This window comes from Rhizobium sp. NZLR1b (assembly GCF_019685155.1).
GTDB lineage: Bacteria > Pseudomonadota > Alphaproteobacteria > Rhizobiales > Rhizobiaceae > Rhizobium.
The window spans coordinates 251,906-276,592 of sequence record NZ_JABDWC010000003.1 but is presented as its reverse complement, the minus strand read 5'-3'; the positions used below and the strand labels follow the sequence as shown (position 1 = coordinate 276,592).

28 protein-coding genes are annotated in these 24,687 nt (G+C 61.7%); 18 read left to right on the top strand and 10 right to left on the bottom strand.

What is annotated here, in order from left to right; translation table 11 throughout:
• Positions 1 to 82: 82 nt before the first annotated feature.
• Positions 83 to 2,773: an aconitate hydratase AcnA gene (acnA, locus tag HJB84_RS05770; protein ID WP_221115458.1), complete on the bottom strand. Its 2,691-nt coding sequence runs from the start codon at positions 2,771 to 2,773 to the stop codon at positions 83 to 85.
• Between the two features lie 261 nt (positions 2,774 to 3,034).
• On the opposite strand from acnA, the gene ccmA reads away from it, so the two are divergent.
• The 5 genes from ccmA (at position 3,035) to HJB84_RS05745 (ending at position 6,168) form a co-directional block, all read left to right on the top strand.
• On the top strand, positions 3,035 to 3,682 hold the full coding sequence (ccmA, locus tag HJB84_RS05765; RefSeq protein WP_207582149.1) for a heme ABC exporter ATP-binding protein CcmA: 648 nt from the start codon (positions 3,035 to 3,037) through the stop codon (positions 3,680 to 3,682).
• A gap of 241 nt (positions 3,683 to 3,923) precedes the next feature.
• The gene (gene ccmB / locus HJB84_RS05760; protein WP_207582150.1) at positions 3,924 to 4,583 is read left to right on the top strand and encodes a heme exporter protein CcmB; all 660 of its coding nucleotides are present in this window, start codon (positions 3,924 to 3,926) and stop codon (positions 4,581 to 4,583) included.
• Between the two features lie 47 nt (positions 4,584 to 4,630).
• The gene (locus HJB84_RS05755) at positions 4,631 to 5,392 is read left to right on the top strand and encodes a heme ABC transporter permease (RefSeq protein WP_221115457.1); all 762 of its coding nucleotides are present in this window, start codon (positions 4,631 to 4,633) and stop codon (positions 5,390 to 5,392) included.
• Positions 5,393 to 5,395: 3 nt separating this feature from the next.
• Positions 5,396 to 5,563 carry a heme exporter protein CcmD gene (gene ccmD, locus HJB84_RS05750; protein WP_207582152.1) on the top strand — a complete coding sequence of 56 codons (168 nt, stop codon included), beginning with the start codon at positions 5,396 to 5,398 and terminating at the stop codon, positions 5,561 to 5,563.
• Positions 5,560 to 6,168, top strand: a complete 609-nt coding sequence (locus HJB84_RS05745) for a DsbE family thiol:disulfide interchange protein (protein WP_207582153.1) — start codon at positions 5,560 to 5,562, stop codon at positions 6,166 to 6,168. Before ccmD ends, HJB84_RS05745 begins: the two co-directional genes overlap by 4 nt.
• Before the next feature lie 4 nt (positions 6,169 to 6,172).
• Here HJB84_RS05745 and HJB84_RS05740 read toward each other — a convergent pair whose 3' ends face one another.
• The 6 genes from HJB84_RS05740 to HJB84_RS05715 all read right to left on the bottom strand — a co-directional run bounded on the left by HJB84_RS05740 (position 6,173) and on the right by HJB84_RS05715 (position 11,633).
• Positions 6,173 to 6,763 (bottom strand): DUF2585 domain-containing protein, encoded by a 591-nt coding sequence (locus HJB84_RS05740; protein ID WP_221115456.1) that lies wholly within the window; start codon positions 6,761 to 6,763, stop codon positions 6,173 to 6,175.
• Complete coding sequence (locus HJB84_RS05735; RefSeq protein WP_007632438.1) at positions 6,760 to 7,404, bottom strand: septation protein A; 645 nt, start codon at positions 7,402 to 7,404, stop codon at positions 6,760 to 6,762. The genes HJB84_RS05740 and HJB84_RS05735 overlap by 4 nt, the downstream gene beginning before the upstream one ends.
• A 78-nt stretch (positions 7,405 to 7,482) precedes the next feature.
• Positions 7,483 to 9,102, bottom strand: a complete 1,620-nt coding sequence (ftsY, locus tag HJB84_RS05730) for a signal recognition particle-docking protein FtsY (RefSeq protein ID WP_221115455.1) — start codon at positions 9,100 to 9,102, stop codon at positions 7,483 to 7,485.
• Positions 9,103 to 9,119: 17 nt separating this feature from the next.
• Positions 9,120 to 10,394: a tRNA (N(6)-L-threonylcarbamoyladenosine(37)-C(2))-methylthiotransferase MtaB gene (gene mtaB, locus HJB84_RS05725; RefSeq protein WP_221115454.1), complete on the bottom strand. Its 1,275-nt coding sequence runs from the start codon at positions 10,392 to 10,394 to the stop codon at positions 9,120 to 9,122.
• Entirely contained in the window at positions 10,391 to 11,296 is a 906-nt protein-coding gene (dapF, locus tag HJB84_RS05720; RefSeq protein WP_221115453.1) for a diaminopimelate epimerase, read from the bottom strand. Before dapF ends, mtaB begins: the two co-directional genes overlap by 4 nt.
• Before the next feature lie 112 nt (positions 11,297 to 11,408).
• Positions 11,409 to 11,633, bottom strand: a complete 225-nt coding sequence (locus HJB84_RS05715; protein WP_207584398.1) for a hypothetical protein — start codon at positions 11,631 to 11,633, stop codon at positions 11,409 to 11,411.
• A gap of 502 nt (positions 11,634 to 12,135) precedes the next feature.
• Here HJB84_RS05715 and ffh point away from each other — a divergent pair.
• The 11 genes from ffh to HJB84_RS05660 all read left to right on the top strand — a co-directional run bounded on the left by ffh (position 12,136) and on the right by HJB84_RS05660 (position 20,816).
• Positions 12,136 to 13,722: a signal recognition particle protein gene (ffh, locus tag HJB84_RS05710; protein WP_221115452.1), complete on the top strand. Its 1,587-nt coding sequence runs from the start codon at positions 12,136 to 12,138 to the stop codon at positions 13,720 to 13,722.
• A gap of 16 nt (positions 13,723 to 13,738) precedes the next feature.
• Positions 13,739 to 14,059 carry a chorismate mutase gene (locus HJB84_RS05705; protein ID WP_003543666.1) on the top strand — a complete coding sequence of 107 codons (321 nt, stop codon included), beginning with the start codon at positions 13,739 to 13,741 and terminating at the stop codon, positions 14,057 to 14,059.
• 45 nt (positions 14,060 to 14,104) lie between these two features.
• Positions 14,105 to 14,476, top strand: a complete 372-nt coding sequence (gene rpsP, locus HJB84_RS05700; protein WP_221115450.1) for a 30S ribosomal protein S16 — start codon at positions 14,105 to 14,107, stop codon at positions 14,474 to 14,476.
• A gap of 114 nt (positions 14,477 to 14,590) precedes the next feature.
• On the top strand, positions 14,591 to 15,160 hold the full coding sequence (gene rimM / locus HJB84_RS05695; RefSeq protein WP_007632422.1) for a ribosome maturation factor RimM: 570 nt from the start codon (positions 14,591 to 14,593) through the stop codon (positions 15,158 to 15,160).
• 4 nt (positions 15,161 to 15,164) lie between these two features.
• Complete coding sequence (gene trmD / locus HJB84_RS05690) at positions 15,165 to 15,866, top strand: tRNA (guanosine(37)-N1)-methyltransferase TrmD (protein ID WP_207582160.1); 702 nt, start codon at positions 15,165 to 15,167, stop codon at positions 15,864 to 15,866.
• A 213-nt stretch (positions 15,867 to 16,079) separates the two neighbouring features.
• Positions 16,080 to 16,622 carry a 50S ribosomal protein L19 gene (rplS, locus tag HJB84_RS05685; RefSeq protein ID WP_207582161.1) on the top strand — a complete coding sequence of 181 codons (543 nt, stop codon included), beginning with the start codon at positions 16,080 to 16,082 and terminating at the stop codon, positions 16,620 to 16,622.
• 161 nt (positions 16,623 to 16,783) lie between these two features.
• Complete coding sequence (locus tag HJB84_RS05680; RefSeq protein ID WP_207582162.1) at positions 16,784 to 17,581, top strand: basic amino acid ABC transporter substrate-binding protein; 798 nt, start codon at positions 16,784 to 16,786, stop codon at positions 17,579 to 17,581.
• Positions 17,582 to 17,597: 16 nt separating this feature from the next.
• Positions 17,598 to 18,410: an amino acid ABC transporter permease gene (locus HJB84_RS05675; protein WP_207582163.1), complete on the top strand. Its 813-nt coding sequence runs from the start codon at positions 17,598 to 17,600 to the stop codon at positions 18,408 to 18,410.
• Positions 18,411 to 18,457: 47 nt separating this feature from the next.
• The gene (locus HJB84_RS05670; protein ID WP_007632413.1) at positions 18,458 to 18,619 is read left to right on the top strand and encodes a hypothetical protein; all 162 of its coding nucleotides are present in this window, start codon (positions 18,458 to 18,460) and stop codon (positions 18,617 to 18,619) included.
• Positions 18,620 to 18,694: 75 nt separating this feature from the next.
• Positions 18,695 to 20,104, top strand: a complete 1,410-nt coding sequence (leuC, locus tag HJB84_RS05665) for a 3-isopropylmalate dehydratase large subunit (protein WP_207582164.1) — start codon at positions 18,695 to 18,697, stop codon at positions 20,102 to 20,104.
• A 361-nt stretch (positions 20,105 to 20,465) separates the two neighbouring features.
• A complete protein-coding gene (locus tag HJB84_RS05660; protein ID WP_207584399.1) occupies positions 20,466 to 20,816 on the top strand; it encodes a cell surface protein in 351 nt (116 codons plus the stop codon).
• Between the two features lie 97 nt (positions 20,817 to 20,913).
• Here HJB84_RS05660 and HJB84_RS05655 read toward each other — a convergent pair whose 3' ends face one another.
• Positions 20,914 to 21,744 (bottom strand): aldo/keto reductase, encoded by an 831-nt coding sequence (locus tag HJB84_RS05655; protein ID WP_207582165.1) that lies wholly within the window; start codon positions 21,742 to 21,744, stop codon positions 20,914 to 20,916.
• Positions 21,745 to 21,874: 130 nt separating this feature from the next.
• Positions 21,875 to 22,396 (bottom strand): L,D-transpeptidase, encoded by a 522-nt coding sequence (locus HJB84_RS05650; RefSeq protein ID WP_207582166.1) that lies wholly within the window; start codon positions 22,394 to 22,396, stop codon positions 21,875 to 21,877.
• 166 nt (positions 22,397 to 22,562) lie between these two features.
• On the opposite strand from HJB84_RS05650, the gene HJB84_RS05645 reads away from it, so the two are divergent.
• On the top strand, positions 22,563 to 23,246 hold the full coding sequence (locus HJB84_RS05645; RefSeq protein WP_003582964.1) for a response regulator transcription factor: 684 nt from the start codon (positions 22,563 to 22,565) through the stop codon (positions 23,244 to 23,246).
• A gap of 116 nt (positions 23,247 to 23,362) precedes the next feature.
• Positions 23,363 to 23,818 (top strand): cyclic nucleotide-binding domain-containing protein, encoded by a 456-nt coding sequence (locus HJB84_RS05640; protein WP_207582167.1) that lies wholly within the window; start codon positions 23,363 to 23,365, stop codon positions 23,816 to 23,818.
• 53 nt (positions 23,819 to 23,871) lie between these two features.
• On the opposite strand, the gene HJB84_RS05635 is transcribed toward HJB84_RS05640, so the two are convergent.
• Positions 23,872 to 24,675 (bottom strand): exodeoxyribonuclease III, encoded by an 804-nt coding sequence (locus HJB84_RS05635; protein ID WP_207582168.1) that lies wholly within the window; start codon positions 24,673 to 24,675, stop codon positions 23,872 to 23,874.
• Between the last annotated feature and the right edge of the window lie 12 nt (positions 24,676 to 24,687).

Sequence of the window (24,687 nt, the reverse complement as noted above, 5' to 3'; positions counted from 1 at the left end):
CCCTCAAATACCGTCGCCGCAAAGAAAAGCCGCCGGAAAATGCTCTCCGGCGGCCATCATCATATTATGAAGCTCTTAACAATCAGGCAGCGAGATCGCGCAGAACCATCTGCAGGATGCCGCCATTGTTGAGGTAGACCACCTCGTCGAGCGTATCGACGCGCGACAGCAGCGGAACTTCCTTCACAGTGCCGTCGCCATAGGTGATCTTGGCGATCTTCTTCTCGCGCGGCTTGATCTTTTCCAAGCCCTCGATGGTGACGAGCTCGTCGCCCTTCAGGCCGAGGCTCTGCCAGGTCGTACCCTCTTCGAAGACGAAAGGAATGATGCCCATGCCGACCAGGTTCGAGCGATGGATACGCTCGAAGGACTGGGCGACGACAGCCTTGACGCCGAGCAAATTGGTGCCCTTGGCAGCCCAGTCGCGCGAGGAGCCGTTGCCATATTCGACACCGGCGAAGATGACGAGCGGCACGCCTTCGGCCTTGTACTGCATCGCCGCGTCGTAGATCGAGGTCTCTTCCTTCGACGGGTAGTGGATGGTGTAGCCACCTTCCTTGCCGTTCGGGCCGAGCATATGGTTGCGGATGCGGATATTGGCGAAGGTGCCGCGCATCATCACTTCATGGTTGCCGCGGCGTGTGCCGTACTGGTTGAAGTCGGCAACGGCGACCTCATGGCCGAGCAGATAGGCACCTGCAGGGGATGCCGCTTTGATCGAACCGGCCGGCGAAATGTGGTCGGTGGTGATCTTGTCGCCGAACAGGCCAAGGACGCGGGCGCCCTTGATATCGGCGATGCCGGTGCCCTTCTTGCCCATGCCGACGAAGTAGGGCGGGTTCTGGACATAGGTCGAATCGTCGTCCCAGGCATAGGTCTGGCCCGGAGGAACCTGAACTGCCTGCCAGTTGACGTCGCCCTTGAAGACGTCGGCATACTTGCTTTCGTAAAGTTCGCGGGTCACGTATTTCTGGATGAACTCCTGCACCTCGTGCGAGGTCGGCCAGATATCCTTGAGATAAACCGGATTGCCGTTCTGGTCTTCGCCGATCGGCTCCTTGGTCAGATCCATCTGCACCGTACCGGCGAGCGCATAGGCGACGACGAGCGGCGGCGAAGCCAGGTAGTTCGCCTGCACGTCGGGCGAAATGCGGCCTTCGAAGTTGCGGTTGCCGGAAAGGACGCCGGAAACGATCAGGCCCTTGTCGTTGATCGTCTTCGAGATCGGCGCCGGCAGCGGGCCGGAATTGCCGATGCAGGTGGTGCAGCCGAAGCCGACGAGGTTGAAGCCGAGCTTGTCGAGATCGGCTTGCAGGCCTGACGTGGCAAGATATTCGCCGACGACTTGCGATCCCGGTGCCAGCGAGGTCTTCACCCAGGGCTTCGTCTTCAGGCCCTTGGCTACGGCGTTGCGAGCCAGAAGCCCGGCAGCGATCAGTACCGACGGATTGGAAGTGTTGGTGCACGAGGTGATGGCAGCGATCGCCACGTCGCCATGGCCGAGATCGAAATCCGTGCCTTCGACGGCGTAGCGGTTGTTGAGCTGGCCCGGCTTCTTGTAATCGGCATCCATCGAGCCGGCAAAGCCGGTCGCGATGTTCTCGAGCGAGATGCGGCCTTCCGGACGCTTCGGGCCGGCCATTGACGGCACCACGTCGCCAAGATCGAGTTCCAGCGTATCGGTGAAGACGAGATCTGAACCGTCGCCATCACGCCACATGCCCTGGGCCTTCGAATAGGCCTCGACGAGAGCGATCCGGTCATGCGTGCGGCCGGACACGGTGAGGTAGTTGATAGTCTCGCCATCGACCGGGAAGAAGCCGCAGGTGGCGCCGTATTCCGGACCCATATTGCCGATCGTCGCGCGGTCGGCGAGCGGCATATTGTCCATGCCGGGGCCGAAGAATTCGACGAACTTCGAAACGACGCCCTTCTTGCGCAGCATCTGCACGACGGTGAGGACGAGGTCGGTCGCCGTGACGCCTTCCTTGAGCTTGCCGATCAGCTTGAAGCCGATGACTTCGGGCAACAGCATCGAGACCGGCTGGCCGAGCATCGCCGCCTCAGCTTCGATACCACCCACACCCCAGCCGAGCACGCCGAGACCGTTGATCATCGTCGTGTGGCTGTCGGTGCCGACGCAAGTATCCGGATAGGCGATCGTCTCGCCGTCCTCTTCCTTGGTCCAGACGGTCTGGCCGAGATATTCGAGATTGACCTGATGACAGATGCCGGTGCCGGGAGGCACGACGCGGAAATTCTTGAAGGCCTGCTGGCCCCATTTCAGAAAGCGGTAGCGCTCGCCGTTGCGCTGGTATTCCAGCTCGACATTCCTGGCGAAAGCCTGCGGCGTGCCGAATTCGTCGACGATGACCGAGTGGTCGATGACGAGATCGACGGGAACGAGCGGGTTGATCTTCTCGGGATCGCCGCCGAGCGACACCATCGCGTCGCGCATCGCGGCAAGATCGACGACGGCGGGAACGCCGGTGAAGTCCTGCATCAGCACGCGCGCCGGGCGGTAGGCGATTTCGTTTTCGACCGCACCCTTATTATTCAGCCATTCGGCAACAGCGAGGATATGCTCCTTGGTGACCGACTGGCCGTCTTCGAAGCGCAGCAGGTTTTCGAGCAGCACCTTCATCGAATAGGGAAGCTTCGAGACGCCGGCCAGACCGTTTGCCTCAGCCTTGGGCAGGCTGTAATAGACATAGTCCTTTCCACCAACGGAAAGGGTGGAACGACAATTGAAGCTGTCAAGAGATTTAGACACGAGAGACCCCGTTCTGATAGCCAACACAGTCGTGCGAACGCCTATGCACTTAATGCACATCAGGATGCGGGTACGGCCATTTCCGCTGTCCGCACGTGGAACAGATGCTCCAAGTTCGGCGCAAGGATGAAATTCACGCCGACCGCTGGCGTGGTTGCGGCTCTTATAGATAATTTCCTAAAAACTTGCCATACCCGAGCGCGGTCAAAATCGGAGATTTTTTGACCCCGCCGCGACCCGAAACGAAGAAAGAGCCGACGCATGCATCTCACCGCCGAAAATCTGGCTGCCAGGCGCGGTGAGGATCTCATTTTCGTTAACATTTCCTTTCACTTGGCAGCCGGCGAGGCGCTTGTGCTGACGGGAAGAAATGGATCGGGAAAGTCCACTTTGCTGCGGGTTGTCGCCGGCCTCCTGAGTCCGGAAAAAGGCGCCGTCATCTTCCATGACGGAGAGGGCGGAGACGACCGCCGTTCTTCCGAGGTCAGCCACTACCTTGGCCATCGAAATGCGATGAAGAATGAACTTACAGTTGCAGAAAACCTCGATTTCTGGCGCAGCTTTTTTGGCGGTATAGGAGGCTCTGCCGGTCTCTCCGTCGAGGACGCCGCTGACGCCGTCGGCCTTTCGGGGATCACCCACCTTCCCTTCGGTTACCTCTCCGCCGGCCAGCAGCGTCGATTCGCCTTCGCCAAGCTGCTCGTCGCCCATCGCCCCTTATGGATCCTCGATGAACCGACAGCCGCACTGGATGCCCGCGCCGACCAGCTGCTGGCCGAATTGATCGAAGCGCATCTGGCCAAAGGCGGCATCGTGCTGGCGGCGACGCATCAGCCGCTGGGGCTGAAGAATGCGCACGAGTTGAAGATGACCGGCTTTGCCGGTGTGGATCAGGGAGTGTGGGGATGATGGTTCGAGGCGTTGCACCCCCCCTCTGCCCTGCCGGGCATCTCCCCCACAAGGGGGGAGATCGGCCAGGGGCGGCCTCTTGCCCCAGTCAAACGCTGCAGATGGACGCGGCCGCTTGGCGCGCGATTAAGATTTCTCGAAGCCCATGCATCGTGCCGATCTCCCCCCTTGTGGGGGAGATGCCCGGCAGTGCAGAGGGGGGTGCCGCCCCGACCACAACTCATGCAAAGAGCCGCCCCGCATGACCGCTCTCTTCCTTCGCGACCTCAAACTCTCCATCCGCGCCGGCGGCGGCGCGCTGATTGGCGTGCTGTTCTTCCTGACCATTGTCGCCGTCATCCCCTTCGGGGTCGGTCCGGACCTCAAGCTGCTTTCGCGCATTGGCCCCGCCATCGTCTGGATCGGCGCGCTGCTCGCCGCCCTTCTTGGCCTAGACCGCCTGTTCCAGGCCGAGCGCGATGACGGATCGCTCGACCTGATGCTGATGCAGGAAACACCGCTCGTCCTGACCGTCCTGGTCAAATGCTTCGCCCACTGGACCGCCACCAGCCTGCCGCTGGTCATCGCCTCGCCGCTGCTCGGCCTCTTCATGAACATGGACGAGAGGGCGATCGGCGCGACCGCGCTGACGCTGCTTGTCGGCTCGCCCGCCATCACCTTCATCGGCGCTGTCGGCGCCGCCGTCGCCGTGGCATTGCCCCGCGGCGGTCTGCTGGTCTCGATCCTCGTGTTGCCGCTGACCATCCCGGTGCTGATCTTCGGTGTCAGCGCCACCTATGCCGCCGTCGAGGATCCCGCCCCGTTCCTGCCGCCCTTTCTCATCCTCATCGCGCTGACGCTGTTCTTCGCGGTCATCGGCCCGGCTGCCGCGGCCCTTGCGCTGCGAAACACGGCGGATTGATTGGCATCCGATTGCGGGAAAAGTCGGATCACGGTAAGGAAGCGAACATGAGCCAAACCAGCCTTGCCATCAGCAAATTCAGCGACCTCGCCAACCCGACCCGGTTCTTGGCGCTGGCGGCGCGCGTCATTCCGTGGCTGGCCGGCATTACCGCCCTCTGTTTCGCGATCGGCCTCTATCTCAGCTTCTCCACAGAAGGTGATTACCAGCAGGGCGAAACCGTGCGCATCATGTACATCCATGTGCCCGCGGCCTGGCTTGCGATGATGTGCTACACGGTCATGAGCATCTCGGCGATCGGCACGCTGGTCTGGCGCCATCCGCTCGCCGACGTTGCCGCCAAGGCCGCAGCGCCGCTCGGCGCCGCCTTTACCCTGCTTGCGCTTGTCACCGGCTCGCTCTGGGGCAAGCCGATGTGGGGCACCTGGTGGGTTTGGGATGCGCGATTGACCTCGGTTTTCGTTCTCTTCCTGATGTATCTCGGCCTGATTGCGCTCAGCCGCGCCATTGACGATCCGTCGAGAGCCGCACGTGTCAGCGCCGTGCTCATCCTCGTCGGCTTCGTCAACATCCCGATCATCAAGTTCTCGGTCGAGTGGTGGAATACGCTGCATCAATCGGCAAGCGTGATGCGCCTCGATGGCCCGGCGATCGATCCGGAATTCCTGCGTCCGCTCTTCGTCATGGCGATCGCCTTTACCCTGCTTTTTTTCACGCTGCATATCATGGCGATGCGCAACGAGATCTGGCGCCGCCGCATTGCCGCCCAGCGCCGTCTTGCCGCCCGCATTGCGAGCCGGGAGGAATAGCCGGTGACGCATGCCTTCTACGTCTACGCTTCCTATGGCTTTGCGGCGCTCCTGACGGTCGTCGTAACGCTATGGACCTGGGCCGACGGTCTAGCCCGCCGCCGTGAACTCGCAGCGCTCGAAGCCGCGGGCATTCGCCGCCGCTCGGCGCGCGCAAAGGACGGCGAATGAGCGAGACGCCTGAAACCACCACCGCCAAACCGCGCGGACTTGGCCGCTACGCGCTGGCGCTTCTGCCGCTGATCGTCTTCGGCGGCATTGCCGCAACGGCAGCAAAGATGCTCTACGACCAGGATTTCCACGGCAAGAACATCGCCGAAATCCCCTCCGCCCTGATCGGCACCAAGGCGCCGGCGCTGAACCTGCCGCCGCTCGCTGGCGCCAACCTGCCGGCGCTGACCGATGCCGCCGTCAACGGCAAGCTGACCCTCGTCAACGTCTTCGCCTCGTGGTGCATCCCCTGCCGGGACGAACATCCTGTTTTGAAAGAGCTGGCGAAAGACCGACGGCTGAACATCGTCGCCATCAACTACAAGGATAAGAGCGACAACGCCGTGCGTTTCCTCGGTGAGCTTGGCAACCCCTATCAGGCGATCGGCATCGATCCGAACGGCAAGGCAGCGATCGACTGGGGTGTCTACGGCATTCCGGAAAGTTACCTCGTCGGCCCCGACGGCACGATCCTCTATAAACGCGTCGGCCCCTTCGACGATATCAGCCTGAAGGAAGGGCTGTTTCCAGCGATGGAAAAGGCATTGGGGAAGCCGGTTTCGTAAGAGCTTACGCGCCGCCGCCCTGCCAGACCTTGATCGCCTCCACCGGCCAGATCAGCATCACCACGTTGAGGGTCAGGTTGTCGCGGATCATGTAGCCGGTGAAAATCTCGAAGAAGATGGCGATCGCAACCGTGAGCGCCACTGGCGCACGCGCTGCGAAGAAGAAACCGACGCACATGAAGACGGTATCCATCGCCGAATTCAGGATGCTGTCGCCGTAATAGTCGAGCGCGATCGTCGCCGTACGGTAGCGGTCGATGATCAGAGGCGAATTCTCCAGCAGTTCCCAGCCGGATTCGATGAACAGCGCCAGCAGCAGCCTCGCTGCCAGCGGTTTGCGGCGCAGGATCAGATGCCCGAGCCCGTAGAACAGGAAGCCGTGGATGATATGCGACGGCGTGTACCAATCCGACAGGTGCTGCGAATTGCCGCTGGTATTGACCCCGCCCTCCCACAACTTGACGTAGCCGCAGGCGCAGATCGGCACGCGGCCCATCATATATTCGGCGACGATCTGGGCGACCAGCACAGCAAGGCAGGCGACAAACCAGAAGGTCTGGTGTCTGGCCCGATATTCGACGTCTGCCGCGCTCACTTCTCGCCGTCCGTTTCCAGGTTGATGCTATGTTTGAGCACCAGCGGCATCTGCGCCAGCGTGAAGATGATGGTGATCGGCATCGTGCCCCAGACCTTGAAGGCGACCCAGGTACCGTCGGAGAAATTGCGCCAGACGACCTCGTTCAGCACGGCGAGAAACAGGAAGAAGATGCCCCAGCGAATGGTGAGCTTGCGCCAGCCCTCCGGATCGAGCTGAAAGGCGGCATTGAAGACGTAGCCGAGCAGCGACCTGCCGAAGGCAAGCCCACCAAGCAGCGCCACCCCGAAGAGCGCGTTGACGATGGTCGGCTTCATCTTGATGAATGTCTCGTTCTGCAGGTAGATGCCGAGCGCCCCGAAGATCAGCACCACGATGCCGGAGACGAACGGCATGATCGGCAGATGGCCGAGCACAATCTTCGAAACGATCAGCGAAATCGCCGTCGCCGCCATGAAAAGCCCGGTTGCGACGAACAGCGGACCACCCAGCTCCGAAAGAGCAGGAAACCGTTCCACCAGCCACTGGCCGCGCAGATTGGCGAAGAAGAAGATCAGCAGCGGCCCGAGTTCCAGTGCCAGTTTCAGCAACGGGTGATGCCGGTCGGCCGCGGTCGGGGTAATATCGCTTTCGGTGCTCATGCGTCCTTCAAACCTGCTATTCCTGAAAACCTGATTGCCGGCCGTGCCTTGCACGCTTTCGGCGGCATATCTGTGGCATCATTGGGGAAGTCCGGCAATGGCATGAGCGAAATCCTCAGCCTCGAACGGTTCCAGATCCTCGACGCCCTCGCCGATCCCGATGAAATAGACCGGCAGCTTATGCTTGGCGGAAATGGCAACGAGAATGCCGCCGCGCGCCGTGCCGTCGAGCTTGGTCATGATCAGCCCATTGACGCCGGCGACGTTGCGGAAGATCTCGACCTGGCTGAGCGCATTCTGCCCGGTGGTGGCGTCGAGCGTCTGCAGCACGGTGTGCGGAGCATCGGGATCGAGCTTGCCAAGCACGCGGACGATCTTCTCGAGCTCGGCCATCAGCTCGGCCTTGTTCTGCAGCCGGCCGGCGGTATCGACGATCAGCACGTCGCATTTTTTTGCTTTCGCCAGTTCGAAGGCGTCATAGGCAAGGCCGGCGGCATCGGCGCCGAGTTTGGTGCCGATGAATTCGGATTTCGTCCGGTCGGCCCAGATTTTCAGCTGCTCGATTGCCGCGGCGCGAAAGGTGTCGCCGGCAGCCAGCATCACCTTCAGCCCGGCGCCGGAGAGCTTCGCCGCGAGTTTGCCGATCGTCGTCGTCTTGCCGGTGCCGTTGACGCCGACGACGAGGATGACATGCGGCTTGTGCGACAGGTCGAGTTGCAGCGGCTTGGCGACCGGCTTCAGAACCTTGGCGATTTCGGACGCCATGATCCGGCTGACGTCCTCGCCGGTGACATCCTTGCCATAACGCTCGGAAGCCAGGGTATCGGTGACCCGCATGGCGGTCTCGACGCCAAGATCGGCCTGGATCAGCAGGTCTTCCAGATCCTGCAGCGTCTCGTCATCAAGCTTGCGCTTGGTAAAGAGCGCGGTGATCTGGCCGGTCAGCTGCGAGGAGGTGCGTGCAAGGCCGTTGCGCAGGCGCTGGAACCAGCTGAGTTTCGGCTGCGGGAGAATGGGTTCCGGCGCGACGATTGCCGGCCCGGTGGCAAAGCCTTTGGGAAGACTGGGAGATTCCGGCTTCGGCTGTTCGGCGATCGTCTCGGAAGGCTCGGTGGATGTGATACCCCCCTCTGCCCTGCCGGACATCTCACCCACAAGGGGGGAGATCGGCTGAACGGAAATGTCTTCTTCTACATTGATCTCAGCAGAAATTTCCTCTGAGAGCGCTTCTGCGACTTCCGCTGTCCCTTCGACCGAAGCCGGCGCGTCAGCCTCCGAACGATCTCCCCCCTTGTGGGGGAGATGTCCCGAAGGGACAGAGGGGGGTGCTTCCGCAGCGTTGCCGTTGGTCGGCTGGGTTTCCGTCTCCGCTTCTGCGGTGGCCTCGGCCTCCAGCAGCGAAAGCGGCACCACACCCATGTCGCTCAACTGGTCAGCAGGGGGCAGGATAGCGGGTTCGGCATCATCCTCGCCGGCAGGCTCCTCCGCCCCGCCCTGTCCGACATCGGCAGCCGGGCCGCCAGCCGTATCCATTTCCTCGGCGAGAACCGGATCATCGGCAAGCGGCAGATGCTCTTCGCGCGAATGCGGCTCAAGTTCTGCTTGCAGCGCCTTTACGTCGGCAGTCTCTACCGTATCTGTCTCCGCCGGCTTGTCCTTGCCGAAGGTGAAGACCTTTTTGATAAAACTGAGCGCCATGGGGATTCCGTGAGAAGTCAGGCCGCCTCTGCGGCCGTCAATTGCATGTCGAGATGCTTGCCATTGTGGCCGGTGATCGTGGCCGGCACAAGTTCGCCGGGACGAAGGCCGGGTGCCGCGGCAAGCGTGAAGTTTTCCGTATGCGCCAGGCCGCTGTTTTCGACAAGCAGCCATTGCCGGCTGCCGATCATGCCGTCGAGATGGGCTTGATGGAGCCTATGTCCAGTGGCACGCAGCCTGGCGGCGCGCTCCTTGACCTGCGACCGGTCGAGCTGCGGCATGCGGGCTGCCGGCGTGCCGGGACGGGGGCTGTAGGGGAAGACGTGCAGATGCGCGATGTCGGCCTCTTCGGCCAGCCGCACGGCATTTTCGAACATCTCTTCGGTTTCGGTGGGAAAGCCGGCGATCATGTCGGCGCCGAAGCTCATATTGGGGCGAAGGCGGCGCGCCTCCTCGATGAAACGCAGCGCATCGGCGCGCAAATGCCGGCGCTTCATCCGCTTCAGGATCATGTCGTCGCCATGCTGCAGCGACAGATGCAGGTGCGGCATGAAGCGGGACTCGTCGGCGATGAGATCCATCAGGTGGGCATCGGCCTCGATGCTGTCGATCGAGGAAAGCCGCAGGCGGCGAATATCCGGAAGCTGTTTCAGCAGCGTCTTCGCCAGAAATCCGAGCGTCGGCGCCCCCGGCAGATCGCCGCCATAACTTGTGGCGTCGACGCCGGTCAGCACGATCTCGCGATACCCGCTGTCGACGAGCTTGCGGGCCTGGTCGACGACCGCTCCCATCGGCACGGAGCGGGAATTGCCGCGGCCATAGGGGATGATGCAGAAGGTGCAGCGGTGGTCGCAGCCATTCTGCACCTGGATAAAGGCGCGCACATGGCCGTCGATATGCCTGACCATCTGCGGCGCCGTCGCCTTGACGCTCATGATATCGTTGACACGGAGTTTCTCTTCGGCCGAAACGCCGAAGTCCGGCAGGCTGCGATAGGAGCCGCTCGAAAGCTTCTCCTCGTTGCCGAGCACGGCATCGACCTCTGCCATCGCGGCGAAGGTCTCTTTCTCAGTCTGTGCGGCGCAGCCGGTGACGATGATGCGGGCATGCGGATTGTCGCGTCGCACCCGGCGGATCGCCTGGCGGGCCTGGCGCACAGCCTCACCGGTGACCGCACAAGTATTGACCAGGACGGCGTTGTTGAGCCCGGCCTTCTCAGCCTGCGCCTTCATCACTTCCGATTCATATGTGTTGAGGCGGCAGCCGAAGGTAATGACCTCGATGCCGCTCACTGTGCCTCCGCCTCTCGGGTACCATCGCGTGACCAGAGACCGGTCGAAGGATCGACCCTGCCCGACCATTCCCATTCGGCTGGGCCGGTCATGATGACATGGTCGTCGCGCTCGCGCCATTCGATCGAAAGCGTGGCCGGCGGCTTGGCGCTTGCGACGTTGACCGTCACCTTGCGGCCGGTGCGGCCGGTGCGTGCGGCGCTGACAGCGGCGGAACAGGCCGCCGAGCCGCAGGCGAGCGTCAGCCCGGCGCCGCGCTCCCAGGTGCGCGTCGTGATCGATGTCGGCGAGGTCACCTGCGCCAGCGTGATATTGGCGCGCTCGGGAAACATCGGATGGTTTTCCAGCAGCGGTCCGAAGCGGGCGAGATCGTGGGACATCACGTCCCGATCCACCCAGAAGATCGCATGCGGATTGCCCATCGACATCACCGAGGGCGAATGCAGCACCGGATTGTCGATCGGTCCGATCTGTAGTTCGATGCGGCTGGTATCGTGGAATTCTTCGGCGAGCGGGATCCTGTTCCAATCGAACACCGGCCGGCCCATATCTACCGAGACCGTCCCGTCCTCGTGCTCGACGGCGTTGAGGATGCCGGCGACCGTCTGGAAGGTGAAGGCCTTCCGGCCGGTCTCGGCGGCCAGCGCCTGCACGACGCAGCGCGTGCCGTTGCCGCAAGCCTGCGCCTTCGAACCGTCGGAATTCAAGATATCGATGAAGGCGTCGGTGCCCTCGGCCTTCGGATCATGGATCGCCATGATCTGGTCGAACTCGGTCTGCGGATCGACATTGAGCGCAACCGCCGCCGCAGGCGTCACCTTGTCCGGCCGGCCGCGCATGTCGACAACCAGGATCTTGTTGCCAAGCCCGTTCATCCTCGCGAATTCGACCGTTGCGCTCATGATATCATCCGTCCGTCTTTCCGGTGTATATGGCGGAAATGCGAAAGAATTACCAGTGGGATGAGTGCCGGGCAGACGCTGTGGCCCGCCGACCCTTCAAGCCGGTTCGGCTTTACCGCTCGGCGCCGTCTGGATCGAAGGACGCGGCATGCGCCTCGACAATAGCTGCGGTGATGACCTTTCTCAGCTCGTAGACCAGCGAGCGGGACCGCTTGCGATCCAGATCCTGTGCCGCCTTTGCAAGGTTCAGGCCTTCGTTCAAAACAATATGATGGGCCCGCGCCAGCGCCCAGCTCTCAATATCAGGATTTAACATTCGATATCTCCGCCGATTCATCGGCATCAAGGATATTCACGAATCATTTTACAGGACGCACTTAAGTAGAAAGTAGAATCACAAGCGGAATAATTTGCAACTGGCCGCTACAGCGAATTCGAACGACTGAGCGGAATTTTGAGCGGTAAAATCTGAAAACCGGCAGAATTCGCCGGCAGAATCGCAAGTCCAATACATCGGTTCAATCGACGATCGACTGCGTTGTTTCTTCAGGACGGCACCGTCGCGCACGCCGACATCACGCGACTTCTGAAAAATCGCGACGAGCCGTTGCCCCGTCTGCCTTGACTTTCCCGCGCGTTTCCTGTTTATCCCGCCCAATCCGCGACGAGCCGCATGACTCCGAGCCGCCGACCGGGACCTGAGATCCCGGAGGTCAACACCCGACAGCGCGATGCGCCCTCGGGTGCTTTTTGGCTTTGCGTCTTGTTTTCGTCAAGGAAAAGCACGACGTTTCCGGGCATATCCGACCCCCCGCCCGAAACGTATCAAGGAAGAGCCGATGTTTGAAAACCTCCAGGACCGTCTTGGATCCATTCTGAATGGACTGACAGGCCGTGGCGCGCTTTCGGAAGCCGATGTTTCCGCAGCGCTGCGCGAGGTTCGCCGTGCTTTGCTGGAGGCGGACGTCGCTCTCGACGTCGTGCGCTCCTTTACCGACCGCGTGCGTGAAAAGGCCGTCGGCGCCGAGATCCTGAAGTCGATCAAGCCCGGCCAGATGGTCGTCAAGATCGTCCATGACGAACTGATCGAGATGCTGGGCGGCGAAGGTGTCGGCATCGACCTGCATGCGGCGGCCCCCGTCGTCGTCATGATGGTCGGCCTGCAGGGCTCCGGCAAGACGACGACGACGGCCAAGATCGCCCACCGCCTGTCGACGCGCGATAAGAAGAAAGTGCTGATGGCGTCTCTCGACACGCGCCGTCCGGCAGCCCAGGAGCAACTTCGCCAGCTCGGCGCCCAGGCCAATATCGACACGCTGCCTGTCATATCAGGCCAGTCGCCGACCGATATCGCCGCCCGCGCCGTCCAGGCGGCCAAGCTCGGCGGCCATGACGTCGTCATCCTCGATACCGCCGGCCGCACCCATATCGACGAGCCCTTGATGGCCGAGATGGCCGACATCAAGAAGCGCTCGAACCCGCATGAAATCCTGCTGGTCGCCGACAGCCTCACCGGTCAGGACGCCGTCAACCTCGCCCGCAGTTTCGACGAGCGCGTCGGCATCACCGGCCTGGTGCTGACCCGCATGGACGGCGACGGTCGCGGCGGTGCTGCCCTTTCGATGCGCGCCGTCACCGGCAAGCCGATCAAGCTGATCGGCGTCGGCGAGAAGATGAGCGAGCTCGAGGAGTTCCATCCCCGCCGCATCGCTGACCGCATCCTCGGCATGGGCGACATCGTTTCGCTCGTCGAGCGCGCGGCCGAGAATATCGACGCCGAGAAGGCGGCCGCCATGGCCGCCAAGATGGCCAAGGGCAAATTCGACCTTGACGACCTCGCCGACCAGCTGCGCCAGATGCAGAAGATGGGCGGTATGGGCGGCATTATGGGGATGATGCCCGGCATGTCGGGCATGAAGGACAAGATGGCCGCAGCCGGCCTCGACGACCGGCTTTTCGGCCGTCAGATCGCCATCATCCAGTCGATGACCAAGGCCGAGCGCACCAATCCCGACCTGCTCAAGCATTCGCGCAAGAAGCGCATCGCCTCCGGCTCCGGCACCGATGCCGCCGCCATCAACAAACTTCTGAAGATGCACCGCCAGATGGCGGACATGATGAAGATGATGGGCGGCAAGGGCAAAGGCGGCATGATGAAGCAGATGATGGGCGGCCTTGCCGGCAAGATGGGGCTTGGCGGTGGCATGGGCGGTATGGGTGGCGGTATGCCCGATCTCTCGAATATCGATCCCCGGCAGCTCGAAGCCTTGCAGAAGCAGGCAGAAGCGGCGGGACTTGGAAAGCCGGGTGGGGGTATGCCCGGTCTCGGCGGTCTGCCGGGTGGTTTGTCGGGCCTCGGCGGCGCCAAGCTGCCGGGCCTTGGCGGTGGTTTCCCGGGATTGCCCGGATTGCCGAAGAAGAAGTGAAAGGATCGCTTGCCCCATGATTGATCCAAACGTCAAAGCCCAGCTCGCGAGCTATCGTCAGTCGATCGACAACATCGATGCCGCTCTCGTGCACATGCTGGCCGAACGCTTCCGCTGCACCAAAGAGGTCGGCGTGCTGAAGGCCAAATACAATCTGCCGCCGGCCGACCCGGCGCGCGAGGAATACCAGATCGAACGCCTTCGCCAGCTGGCGAAGGCTGCCAATCTGGACCCGGATTTCGCCGAGAAGTTCCTGAACTTCGTCATCAAGGAAGTCATCCGGCATCATGAGCAGATCGCTGCGGATCACGCTGAGCAGAGCGCCGCAGCCCGATAACCCCGCCTAATCAGGCGATCAAGAAAAGCCTAAGGAGTAAAGAACATGGCACTGAAAATTCGTCTCGCCCGCGGTGGCTCCAAGAAGCGCCCGTACTACCACGTCGTTCTCGCCGATGCGCGCAGCCCGCGTGACGGCCGCTTCCTCGAAAGCCTCGGTTCCTGGAACCCGATGCTTGCCAAGGACGATGAGAAGCGCGTTCAGCTGAACGCCGAGCGTATCAAGCATTGGATCGAACAAGGCGCCCAGCCGACCGATCGCGTTCTGCGCTTCCTCGATGAAGCCGGCGTTGCCAAGCGCGAAATCAAGAACAACCCGGTCAAGGCAAAGCCTGGCAAGCGCGCCCAGGAACGCGCCGCCGAAAAGGCTCAGAAGGTTGCTGACGCCGCCGCTGCTGCTGCCGACGCCGCGGAATAATCGGGACAGTCCCTTATCGAACGGGCGGCATGGCGACATGCCGCCCGTTTTCGTTTCCAATCGTCCGCACTTCGTTTATGAGAAACTGACTTTCGGCTTCACATGAAGGAACCCATGACAAAGCTTGAAAACCCCGTTCTGATGGCAACGATCGGTGGCGCGCAAGGCCTCCGGGGAGAGGTGCGTGCCAAGGCCTACACAGCCGATCCGAGCTCACTTGGCGACTACGGCCACCTGCACAGCATGGACGGCCGCAGCTTCGAAGTGCTGGAAATCCGCGAGACGAAGAATATCGTCGTCGTCCGTTTCCGCGGCGTCAACGACCGCAATGCCGCCGAGGCGCTGAACGGGCTTGAGCTCTATATCGAGCGCGACAACCTGCCGGACGAAGAGCTGGAGGACGACGAGTTCTACTATGCCGATCTCGAAGGTCTCGAAGCACGCGACGACAAGGGCGTCAGCTATGGCACGGTCACCGGCGTCTTCGATTTCGGCGGCGGCGACCTGCTGGAACTCAAGGGTCCGGGCAAACGCCCGGTGCTAATCCCCTTCTCCGAAGCCTCGGTGCTGGAGATCGATCTCGAGGCCGGAACGCTGCTGATCGATCCACTGGCGGCAGGGCTGGTCGACGATTCCGAAGAGCTTTCGAAATTCACCGCGGACAAGCCGAAAAAGAAGAAGTAACGCCATGGCCTTCCGGGCGAGCGTGCTGACACTCTATCCGGAAATGTTTCCGGGGCATCTGGGCTTCTCGCTCGCCGGCAAGGCGATGGAGCGAGGGCAATGGTCGCTGGATGCAGTGCAAATCCGCGACTTCGCCACCGACAGGCACCGCACCGTCGACGACACTCCGGCTGGCGGCGGCGCCGGCATGGTGCTGAAACCCGACGTTCTCGCCCGTGCGATCGACAGCACCGCGGAAAATGATACCCGCCCGCGCCTGCTGATGAGCCCGCGCGGCCGGCCGCTGACGCAGGAGCGCGTACGCGAGCTTGCGGCCGGCAACGGCGTCATCATCGTCTGCGGCCGCTTTGAGGGCGTCGACCAGCGAGTGATCGAGGCGCGCGGACTGGAAGAGGTCTCGATCGGCGACTACGTGCTATCAGGCGGCGAGCCGGCGGCGCTGATCGTGCTCGACGCGATCATCCGCATCCTGCCCGGTGTCATGGGCAACGATCTTTCCGGCCTGCACGAAAGCTTCGAAGGCGGCCTTCTGGAACATCCCCACTATACCCGGCCGCAGGCTTGGGAAGGCCGGGAAATCCCCGCCATTCTCACCTCGGGCAACCACGGCGCCATCGAAAAATGGCGGCATCAGGAGGCGGTGCGGCTGACGCGGGAGCGACGGCCGGACCTGCTCGAAAAAGCTGAGAGTGACAAAAACGGCTGATTTCACGGCCTTTTTCACAAAAATGTCGTGCGAGGGATGACAAGCCCTGGGCTTTGGTGTATTGGCGCACGCGGAAATGGGGTTTATCCCCGTCTGCCAGCAAACAAAGAATGGCGAACCCGCTCCCGCCCGAAAGGGCAAAGTCCCGAGGCCAGTTCCAAAGGATCAGTGTCGAGCGCTCTGGCTGTTTCAGAAGAACCAAAGGTTAAGACGATGAACATCATTCAGCAGCTTGAGGCCGAACAGGTCGCCAAGATCGAAGCCAAGCGCACGCTTCCAGAATTTTCCCCGGGCGACACCCTCCGCGTCAACGTGAAGGTCACGGAAGGCACCCGTACCCGCGTTCAGGCCTATGAAGGCGTCTGCATCGCCCGCTCCGGCGGCGGCCTGCAGGAAAACTTCACGGTCCGCAAGATCTCGTACGGCGAAGGCGTCGAGCGCGTATTCCCGGTTTACTCGCCGATGATCGAAAGCGTCGACGTCGTTCGCCGTGGTAAGGTCCGTCGCGCCAAGCTTTATTACCTGCGCGACCGTCGCGGCAAGTCTGCCCGTATTGTTGAAGACACCGGCGTCCGCGCCCGCAAGCTCAACGACGCCGAGCGCGCCGCCATTGCCGAGGAAAAGGCACGCATCGAAGCTGAAAAGGTTGCAGCAGCCCAGGCGCTCGCCGCCGAGAAGGCAGTAGCAGAAGCAGCGGAAGCCAAGGCCGCTGCTGAAGCAGCAGCCGCTGCCGCCGCGGAACCGGCAGCAGAATAACATCTGCGTGACGCAGTCTTTGCTTGAAGCAAAATTCTTTGCTTGAAAAGGCGGCCTTCGGGTCGCCTTTTCTATTTTTTGCTTCGGCGTGCAGCAGGCGGCCTTGCCTCGGACCTATCTTCCATGACAGTTTTTGCCGTTCAATTTTAGGGAACCGATCAATGTTGTTTCGCCGCACCGTTCTTGCGAGCTTCGCCGCCCTTAGTCTTCTGCCGCTCGCCGCAATGGCCGCTGCGCTGCCCGATCTAGGCGGCAAGAGCGTCGTCGTCGTTACCGAGAACGCCTATCCGCCGCTGCAATTCGTGGATCCGAAATCCGGCAAGCCGATCGGCTGGGAATATGATGCGATGAACGAGATCGCCAAGCGCCTGAATTTCAAGGTCGAGTATCAGAACACCAGCTGGGACGCGATGATCCAGGCGGTTTCCGACGGCCAGTACAATATCGGCATGACCGGCATTACCATCAAGGAAGACCGCAAGCAGAAGGTCGATTTCTCCGACCCCTATATGCGCTCGCAACAGTTCATGCTGGTGCGCGGCGACGAGAAGCGTTTCACCGAGGCCAAGTCCTTCGGCGCATTCAAGGACGGCCTGGTCGGCGCGCAACCCGGCACGACGCCTTTCTATACCGCTGTCTATGAAGTGCTCGACGGCAACGAACAGAACCCGCGCATCAAGCTGTTCGAAACCTTCGGCGCCACCGTCCAGGCCCTGAAGGCCGGCGACGTCGACGTCGTGTTGACAGACGGCACTGCCGGCAAGGGTTATGTCGATGCCTCGGGCGGCGCCCTGAAACTGATCGGCGAGCCGCTCGGCACCGAGGATTTCGGCTTCATTTTCCCGAAGGGCTCCGATCTCGTCGCCCCGGTCAATGCCGCCATCGCCGCTCTCAAGGCCGACGGCACGCTGGATGCGCTGAACAAGAAGTGGTTCCTCGACTACAAGATGGGCGAATGACGCCGAGCAATTGCTGATGGCTTTGCGACCATCTCCCGACAGGCACGTCAAGGACGACTATCCCTGGTGGCTGATCGCGCTTGTCGTGATCGGCATCGCCCTTGCTGCCGTCATCGTCGCCAACGATATCTACGCTCAGGTTTTCCGCACCGTCGTCAACGGTGTCGGCATCACCGTCTTCGTCACGCTGGTCGCCTTCGTGCTCGCCACCGTGCTCGGCCTCGGCATCTGCCTGCTCGGCATGGCCGACAGCCAGGTGTTGCGCCAGATCGCGCGATTCTACATTGAGATCATCCGCGGCATCCCGATCCTCGTGCTACTGTTCTACGTCGCCTTCGTCGGTGCACCGGCTCTGGTTGCTTCCTATAACGTCCTGATTTCGCCGCTGGTGACATCAGGCATGGCCGAGCCCATCCTGGTGCGCGATCTCTCGTTGATGTGGCGAGCGATCATCGCGCTGACGATCGGTTACTCTTCCTTCATCGCCGAGATCTTCCGGGCCGGTTTCCAGTCGGTCGATCTCGGCCAGATCGAGGCTGCCAAGGCACTCGGCCTTTCCCGCTACCGGCGCTTCCGTTCCGTCGTCTTCCCGCAGGCGATCCGGGTGATCTTCCCGCCGCTCTCCAACGATTTCGTCTCGATGGTGAAGGACAGCTCGCTCGTCTCCGTGCTCGGCGTCGCCGACATCACTCAGATGGGCAAGGTCTATGCCGCCGGCTCCTTCCGCTTCTTCGAAACCTATTCGATCGTCACCTATATCTACCTGATCCTGACGATCGGCCTGTCGCTGGCGCTGCGGCGGACGGAGAAGTGGATGAAGTCGCGGTGAACGATCGATAGCCGTGACACGGCTGAAGGGACCGCGGACGCCCTTTGATGATTCAAATTGAAGCCGCCGCGAAAAATCGTTATATGCAGGCGATGGAATCCAAGTTCAGATGCACAGGTGCGCATATTTTCGTGCTGCAGGACCACTATCGCCTGCCGGCGCGGTTCTTTGCATGCGTGTCCGGTGCGCTCAGCAGCCGACTTCGTTGATCGAATGACGGCCGGCGGAGCCTGATCCGCTTTTTTCTCGATTTCCCAAAGCATCCAAAAAACGGACTTAACGCCATGAGCGCACCGCGTACTCTCTACGACAAGATCTGGGACGATCACCTGGTCGACCAACAGCCGGACGGCACCTGTCTTCTCTACATCGACCGCCATCTGGTCCATGAAGTCACGTCGCCGCAGGCGTTCGAAGGCCTGCGCATGACCGGCCGCAAGGTTCGCGCCCCGGAAAAGACGCTCGCCGTCGTCGACCATAACGTTCCGACCTCGCCCGATCGCCATCTCGGCATCAAAAACGAGGAAAGCCGCATCCAGGTGGAAGCGCTGGCCACCAACGCCGCCGAATTCGGCGTCGAATATTATTCGGCAAGCGACAAGCGCCAGGGCATCGTCCACATCGTCGGTCCGGAACAGGGCTTCACCCTGCCCGGCATGACCATCGTCTGCGGTGACAGCCACACTTCGACGCACGGCGCCTTCGGCGCGCTGGCGCACGGCATCGGCACCTCCGAAGTCGAGCATGTGCTGGCGACCCAGACGCTGATCCAGAAGAAGGCGAAGAACATGCTGGTGCGGGTCGACGGCCTGCTTCCGCCGCACGTTACCGCCAAGGACATCATCCTCGCCATCATCGGCGAAATCGGCACCGCCGGCGGCACCGGCCACGTCATCGAATTTGCCGGCGAAGCGATCCGCGCGCTGTCGATGGAAGGCCGCATGACCATCTGCAACATGACGATCGAAGGCGGCGCCCGCGCCGGCCTGATCGCCCCTGACGAAAAGACCTTCGAATACATCAAGGGCAAGCCGCGCGCGCCGAAGGGCGAGGCGCTGCAACAGGCAATCGCCTACTGGAAGACATTGGAGACCGACGAAGGCGCTCACTATGACCGCGTCGTCGTGCTCGATGCCGCCAGCCTGCCGCCGATCGTCTCCTGGGGCTCCTCGCCCGAGGACGTTATCTCCGTCCAGGGCATCGTCCCGAACCCCGACGACATCCAGGACGAGACCAAGCGCACCTCCAAGTGGCGCGCCCTCGACTATATGGGTCTGAAGCCTGGCACGAAGATGACCGACATTACCCTCGATCGCGTCTTCATCGGTTCCTGCACCAACGGCCGCATCGAGGATCTGCGCGAAGTCGCCAAGGTGGTCGAAGGCAAGACGGTTGCCGCCACCGTCGATGCGATGATCGTTCCGGGCTCCGGCCTCGTCAAGGAACAGGCGGAGGCCGAAGGCCTCGACAAGATCTTCAAGGCTGCCGGTTTCGACTGGCGCGAGCCGGGCTGCTCGATGTGCCTGGCCATGAATGACGACCGCCTGAAGCCGGGCGAGCGTTGCGCCTCGACCTCGAACCGCAACTTCGAAGGCCGTCAGGGCTTCAAGGGCCGCACGCATCTCGTCTCGCCGGCAATGGCCGCTGCCGCCGCGATCGCCGGTCACTTCGTCGATATCCGCGACTGGAACTGATCCGTCCGACGGAGAGAATGAAAGCCGCCCGATGCCTGCAGAGCACATCGGGCGGCTTCGCCTTTCATGACCCTGTCGCTTCGGTGCGAGGCTGTTGCGGCTTGCAGCACGGCGCGCCGCCCAAGCGCACAAAGATCTGCAGCGTCTTAAGGTTTTGCATGAAAACTTAGATCGTTTGCGATTTGACTATGCCCTTGCGGGCGAGCCCATTTGTGCGTCGCCGGCAATTCCCATTTCATCCTTTCGGGCAATCGACATCGATAAATTCCTGTGGCCTCATCGATATCAGGCGCGACACGCGACAGACCGTCAGCCTGCTACGGACGGCTTCGGCGAACACTGCGCCTTGGGGAGTGTCGTCATGAGGCGGAAAATGGCAAAGAGTCTCGCGCATGCCATCCTGACCGTATTTGCATCGCTGGCATCGATCGACGCCGTGGGCGCCGTATCGATGCATCCAACCCTACCGCCGCTCACGCAGGTCTCGTCGAGCCAACTGCTGCAGGTGGCGCAGAACAGAGTACCGTCAGTCAACGGATATCGCGGCTCCAGCAAGGCCCGACCCGGTTATATCAAGAGCTCGAACGGTTATTGGTATCCCTCGCGCGCCTTCGACGATTATACCGGCTCGATTAGACGGCCGACGAACCTGGGCAATACCTGCAACTACGGCTTTGCCCCGACCAACGGATCGTCCAGTTGCAATTACTGACGTGAAGGCTGCGTGACCTGTGCCATGTGGCCGCCGCCGCGGCGATCTTTTCTTCAGAGGCGGCCTTTGATGGGTTGGGTCGTGATCGAAACGACGATCAGAAAGTTGCCGTCATCGGGTCCGGTCCCATGCGGGCGCTGGCGCGGTCGAGTCTGGCGATCGCCGCCATGTCATCGGCATCAAGCTTGAAATCGAATACCTGGAAGTTCTCCTCGATACGCGACGGCGTCACCGACTTCGGGATGACGACGAGGCCGGTGTCGATATGCCAGCGGATGATGACCTGGGCCGGCGTCTTCCGATGCTTGCCGGCGATCTCACCGATAACCGGGTTCGAAATGAATTTGCCCTGGCCGAGAGGGCTCCAGGATTCGGTGGCGATATTCAGCTTCTTGTGCGCCTCCTGCGCCGCCTTCTGCTGGAAGTCGGGATGCAGTTCGATCTGGTTGATGACCGGAACGACACCGGTTTCGCCGATGATGCGCTCCAGATGTTCGGGAAAGAAATTCGACACGCCGATCGAGCGGGCGCGGCCCTCTTCGCGGATGCGCACGAAAGCCTTCCAGGTCTCGGTGTAGAGGCCGCGATGCGGCGACGGCCAGTGAATGAGATAGAGATCGACATAGTCGGAGCCGAGTTTCTTCAGGCTGCCGTCGAAGGCGCTGAGCGCATTGTCGTAACCCTGGTCGGTATTCCTAAGCTTGGTGGTGACGAAGATATCCTTGCGGTCGAGGCCGGAAGAGCGGATGCCTTCACCGACGCCCTCTTCGTTGTCGTAGCCGGACGCCGTATCGATATGGCGATAGCCGGCGGCAATTGCGGTACGCACCGTCGGGGCGGCAATGTCCTGCGGCGTCTGCCAGACGCCGAGACCGACCTGGGGAACGGAATGTCCGTCATGGAAAGTAATGATGGGTTGAGCGGTCACAATATATCTCCGGGAGTTTGAGAATTGGACGAGGCATGAATTGCGCCCACACTTTTAGGCGTCCCGGAACGCATTTCAGCCTGAGCGCTCGGTCACCGAAAACATATAGGCGGCCGTATCCGGAAGACAATCAGAGGACCCGGACAATCGTCCCTTTCCGAAGATGCGGCAGAAGCCGGCGCATGTCGCTGAGGCTGACCGCCACGCAGCCGGCCGTCGGCTCGTAGCCCGGCCGGATGAGATGGAAGAAGATCGCCGAGCCGCGATTGCGCGCCCGCGAGGAGATGTTCCAGTCCATCACCAGACAGATATCGTAGAGCCCGTCGCCACGCCGCATCTCCTCATGGCTCGGGCCGAACGGCCCCCTGACGAGGCGATTATAGCTGGCGTTGTCGGGCTGATCGCACCAGAGCATGTCGGCGCGGATGCGGCGGATGGGAAGAGAAGTGGCGAGCCGGCCGTTTCGCTCACCACGCCGGAAGCCTGATATCAGCCTCATCGAGGCGATCGGTGTGGCGCCGTCGCCCTCTCGTTTCATTGCGGTTCGTCCGGAGCGGCCGATCGCGGCAGGGACGGTGATGGCGCCGAACCGGACGATCGCCCGGCTTTTCTGGCCCGGCGCCGGCCGCACCACGATCGTCGACGGCTTCATCCCCGGCTTCCGCCTTGTTTTTTCCATTTTTCTCGCATGTCTTGCATTGTCTGGGGCTCCCATTGAAATCATATGAAAACCTGTGCGGCAACAGCCCGCCGCCCGATCCTTGCCAAACCAGGAATTTGGCGTAGGACTAGGGAAGATAACACGAGGACAAGACGGCATGACCGCACGCACCATTCTTCTGGTGGATGACGACGACGACCTTCGTCAGACGCTGACGGAGCAATTGTCGCTGTATGAGGAGTTTTCGGTTCTGCAGGAAGCCAACGCCGGCAAGGGTGTTGCGACCGCCCGCTCGACACCGGTCGATCTGCTGATCATGGATGTCGGCCTGCCCGATATGGACGGCCGCGAGGCGGTGAAACTGCTGCGCAAGGGCGGCTTCAAGGCGCCAATCATCATGCTGACCGGCCACGATACCGATTCCGACACGATCCTTGGCCTCGAAGCCGGCGCCAACGACTATGTCACCAAGCCCTTCCGTTTCGCCGTGCTGCTCGCGCGCATTCGCGTGCAACTGCGCCAGCACGAGCAGAGCGAGGACGCCACCTTCACCGTCGGCCCCTACCTCTTCAAGCCGAGCCAGAAACTGCTCACCACCGATAACGGCCAGAAGATCCGGCTGACGGAAAAGGAGGCGGCGATCATCCGCTATCTCTATCGTGCCGAACAGAAGGTCGTGACCCGCGACGTGCTTCTCGAAGAGGTCTGGGGCTATAATTCCGGCGTGACGACGCATACGCTGGAAACCCACGTTTACCGGCTGCGCCAGAAGATCGAGCGCGATCCCTCCAATGCCGAAATCCTGGTCACCGAAAACGGCGGCTACAAGATCATACCCTAGAGCATTTTCATTTTTCTCCGAATCACGGAAATGCTCTATCTCTCTGTTTTCACGCAATTCCGGACGCAAAGCCGCTACGCGCTTTTGATGGAATTGCTCTTAGGCGAAAAGCCCGCATGGCGCTGACCGACGACATCCACATGCTCGCGCAGCTTCCTTTGTTCAGGGATATGAACGAGGATCAGCTGCGGCTGATCGCCTTCGGCGCCGATCGGCGCATGATCGCGGCCGGCCAGATGCTGTTTCGCCAGGGCTCGCCCGCCGAGAGTGCCTATGTCGTCCTCAGCGGCAGCCTGGAGCTGAGCGCTGCAAGCAGCGACGGCATGCAGAAGACGGAGGGGGTCGCCGGCCCCGGAACGATGATTTCCGAACTGGCGCTGGTCACGCTGGTGGAGCGCAAGTTCACCGCGGTGGCGCGCGAGGACACCGGCATCATCCGCATCACCCGCGCCCTCTTCCACCGACTGATCGAGGAATATCCGGACGCAGCCCTGCTGATCCAGAACCGCATCCGCGACAATCTCGCCGAACTTGCGGCAAAGGCCGCAAGCCAGTTCTACCGCTTCAGCTGAGGCCTGCTGGAGCGGTTCTGCGCTTCCACGAAAAGCTGAACCACCACACCGCTCTAAAGATCGAAATGCGCCGTGACCGGCACATGGTCCGAGGGCCGGTCCCAGCCGCGCGCCTCCTTCAGGATCTCGATGCGCCGGAGATGCGGCCCGAGATCCGATGACGACCAGATATGGTCGAGACGGCGGCCGCGATCGGCCGCCTCCCAGTCCTTGGCGCGGTAGCTCCACCAGGTATAGAGCTTCTCGTTCTCCGGCACATGCTGGCGCATGAGATCGAGCCAACCGCCGCGCTTCATCACCTCAAGCAGCCCGTCGGTCTCGACAGGCGTATGGCTGACGATCTTCAGGAGCTGCTTGTGCGACCAGACATCGTGCTCCAGCGGCGCGACGTTCAGGTCGCCGACCAGGATAGCGGAGGTGTTGCTCTCACCATTGGCTTTCAGCCGCTTCATCTCCTCGATGAAATCGAGCTTGTGGCCGAATTTCGGATTGACGGTACGGTCGGGCTCGTCGCCGCCGGCCGGAACGTAGAAATTGTGCAGCCGGACACGGCGATTGCCGCGCTCGAAAATCGCCGAAATGTGTCTGGCATCGCCGACCCCGCAATAATCCTGCCGGTGATCCTCCGTCAGCGGAATGCGCGAGGCGATCGCCACGCCGTGATAGCCTTTCTGGCCGTGGATGATGATGTGATCGTAGCCCATCGCCCGCAGCGGTGCGGCCGGAAAGAGCTCGTTCGCCACCTTGGTTTCCTGCAGGCAGAGAATGTCGGGCCTGTGCTTGAGAACGAGCTGCTCGACGATCGGCATGCGCAGCCGCACCGAGTTGATGTTCCAGGTGGTGATCGAAAAGCCCATATTCCCAGCCCT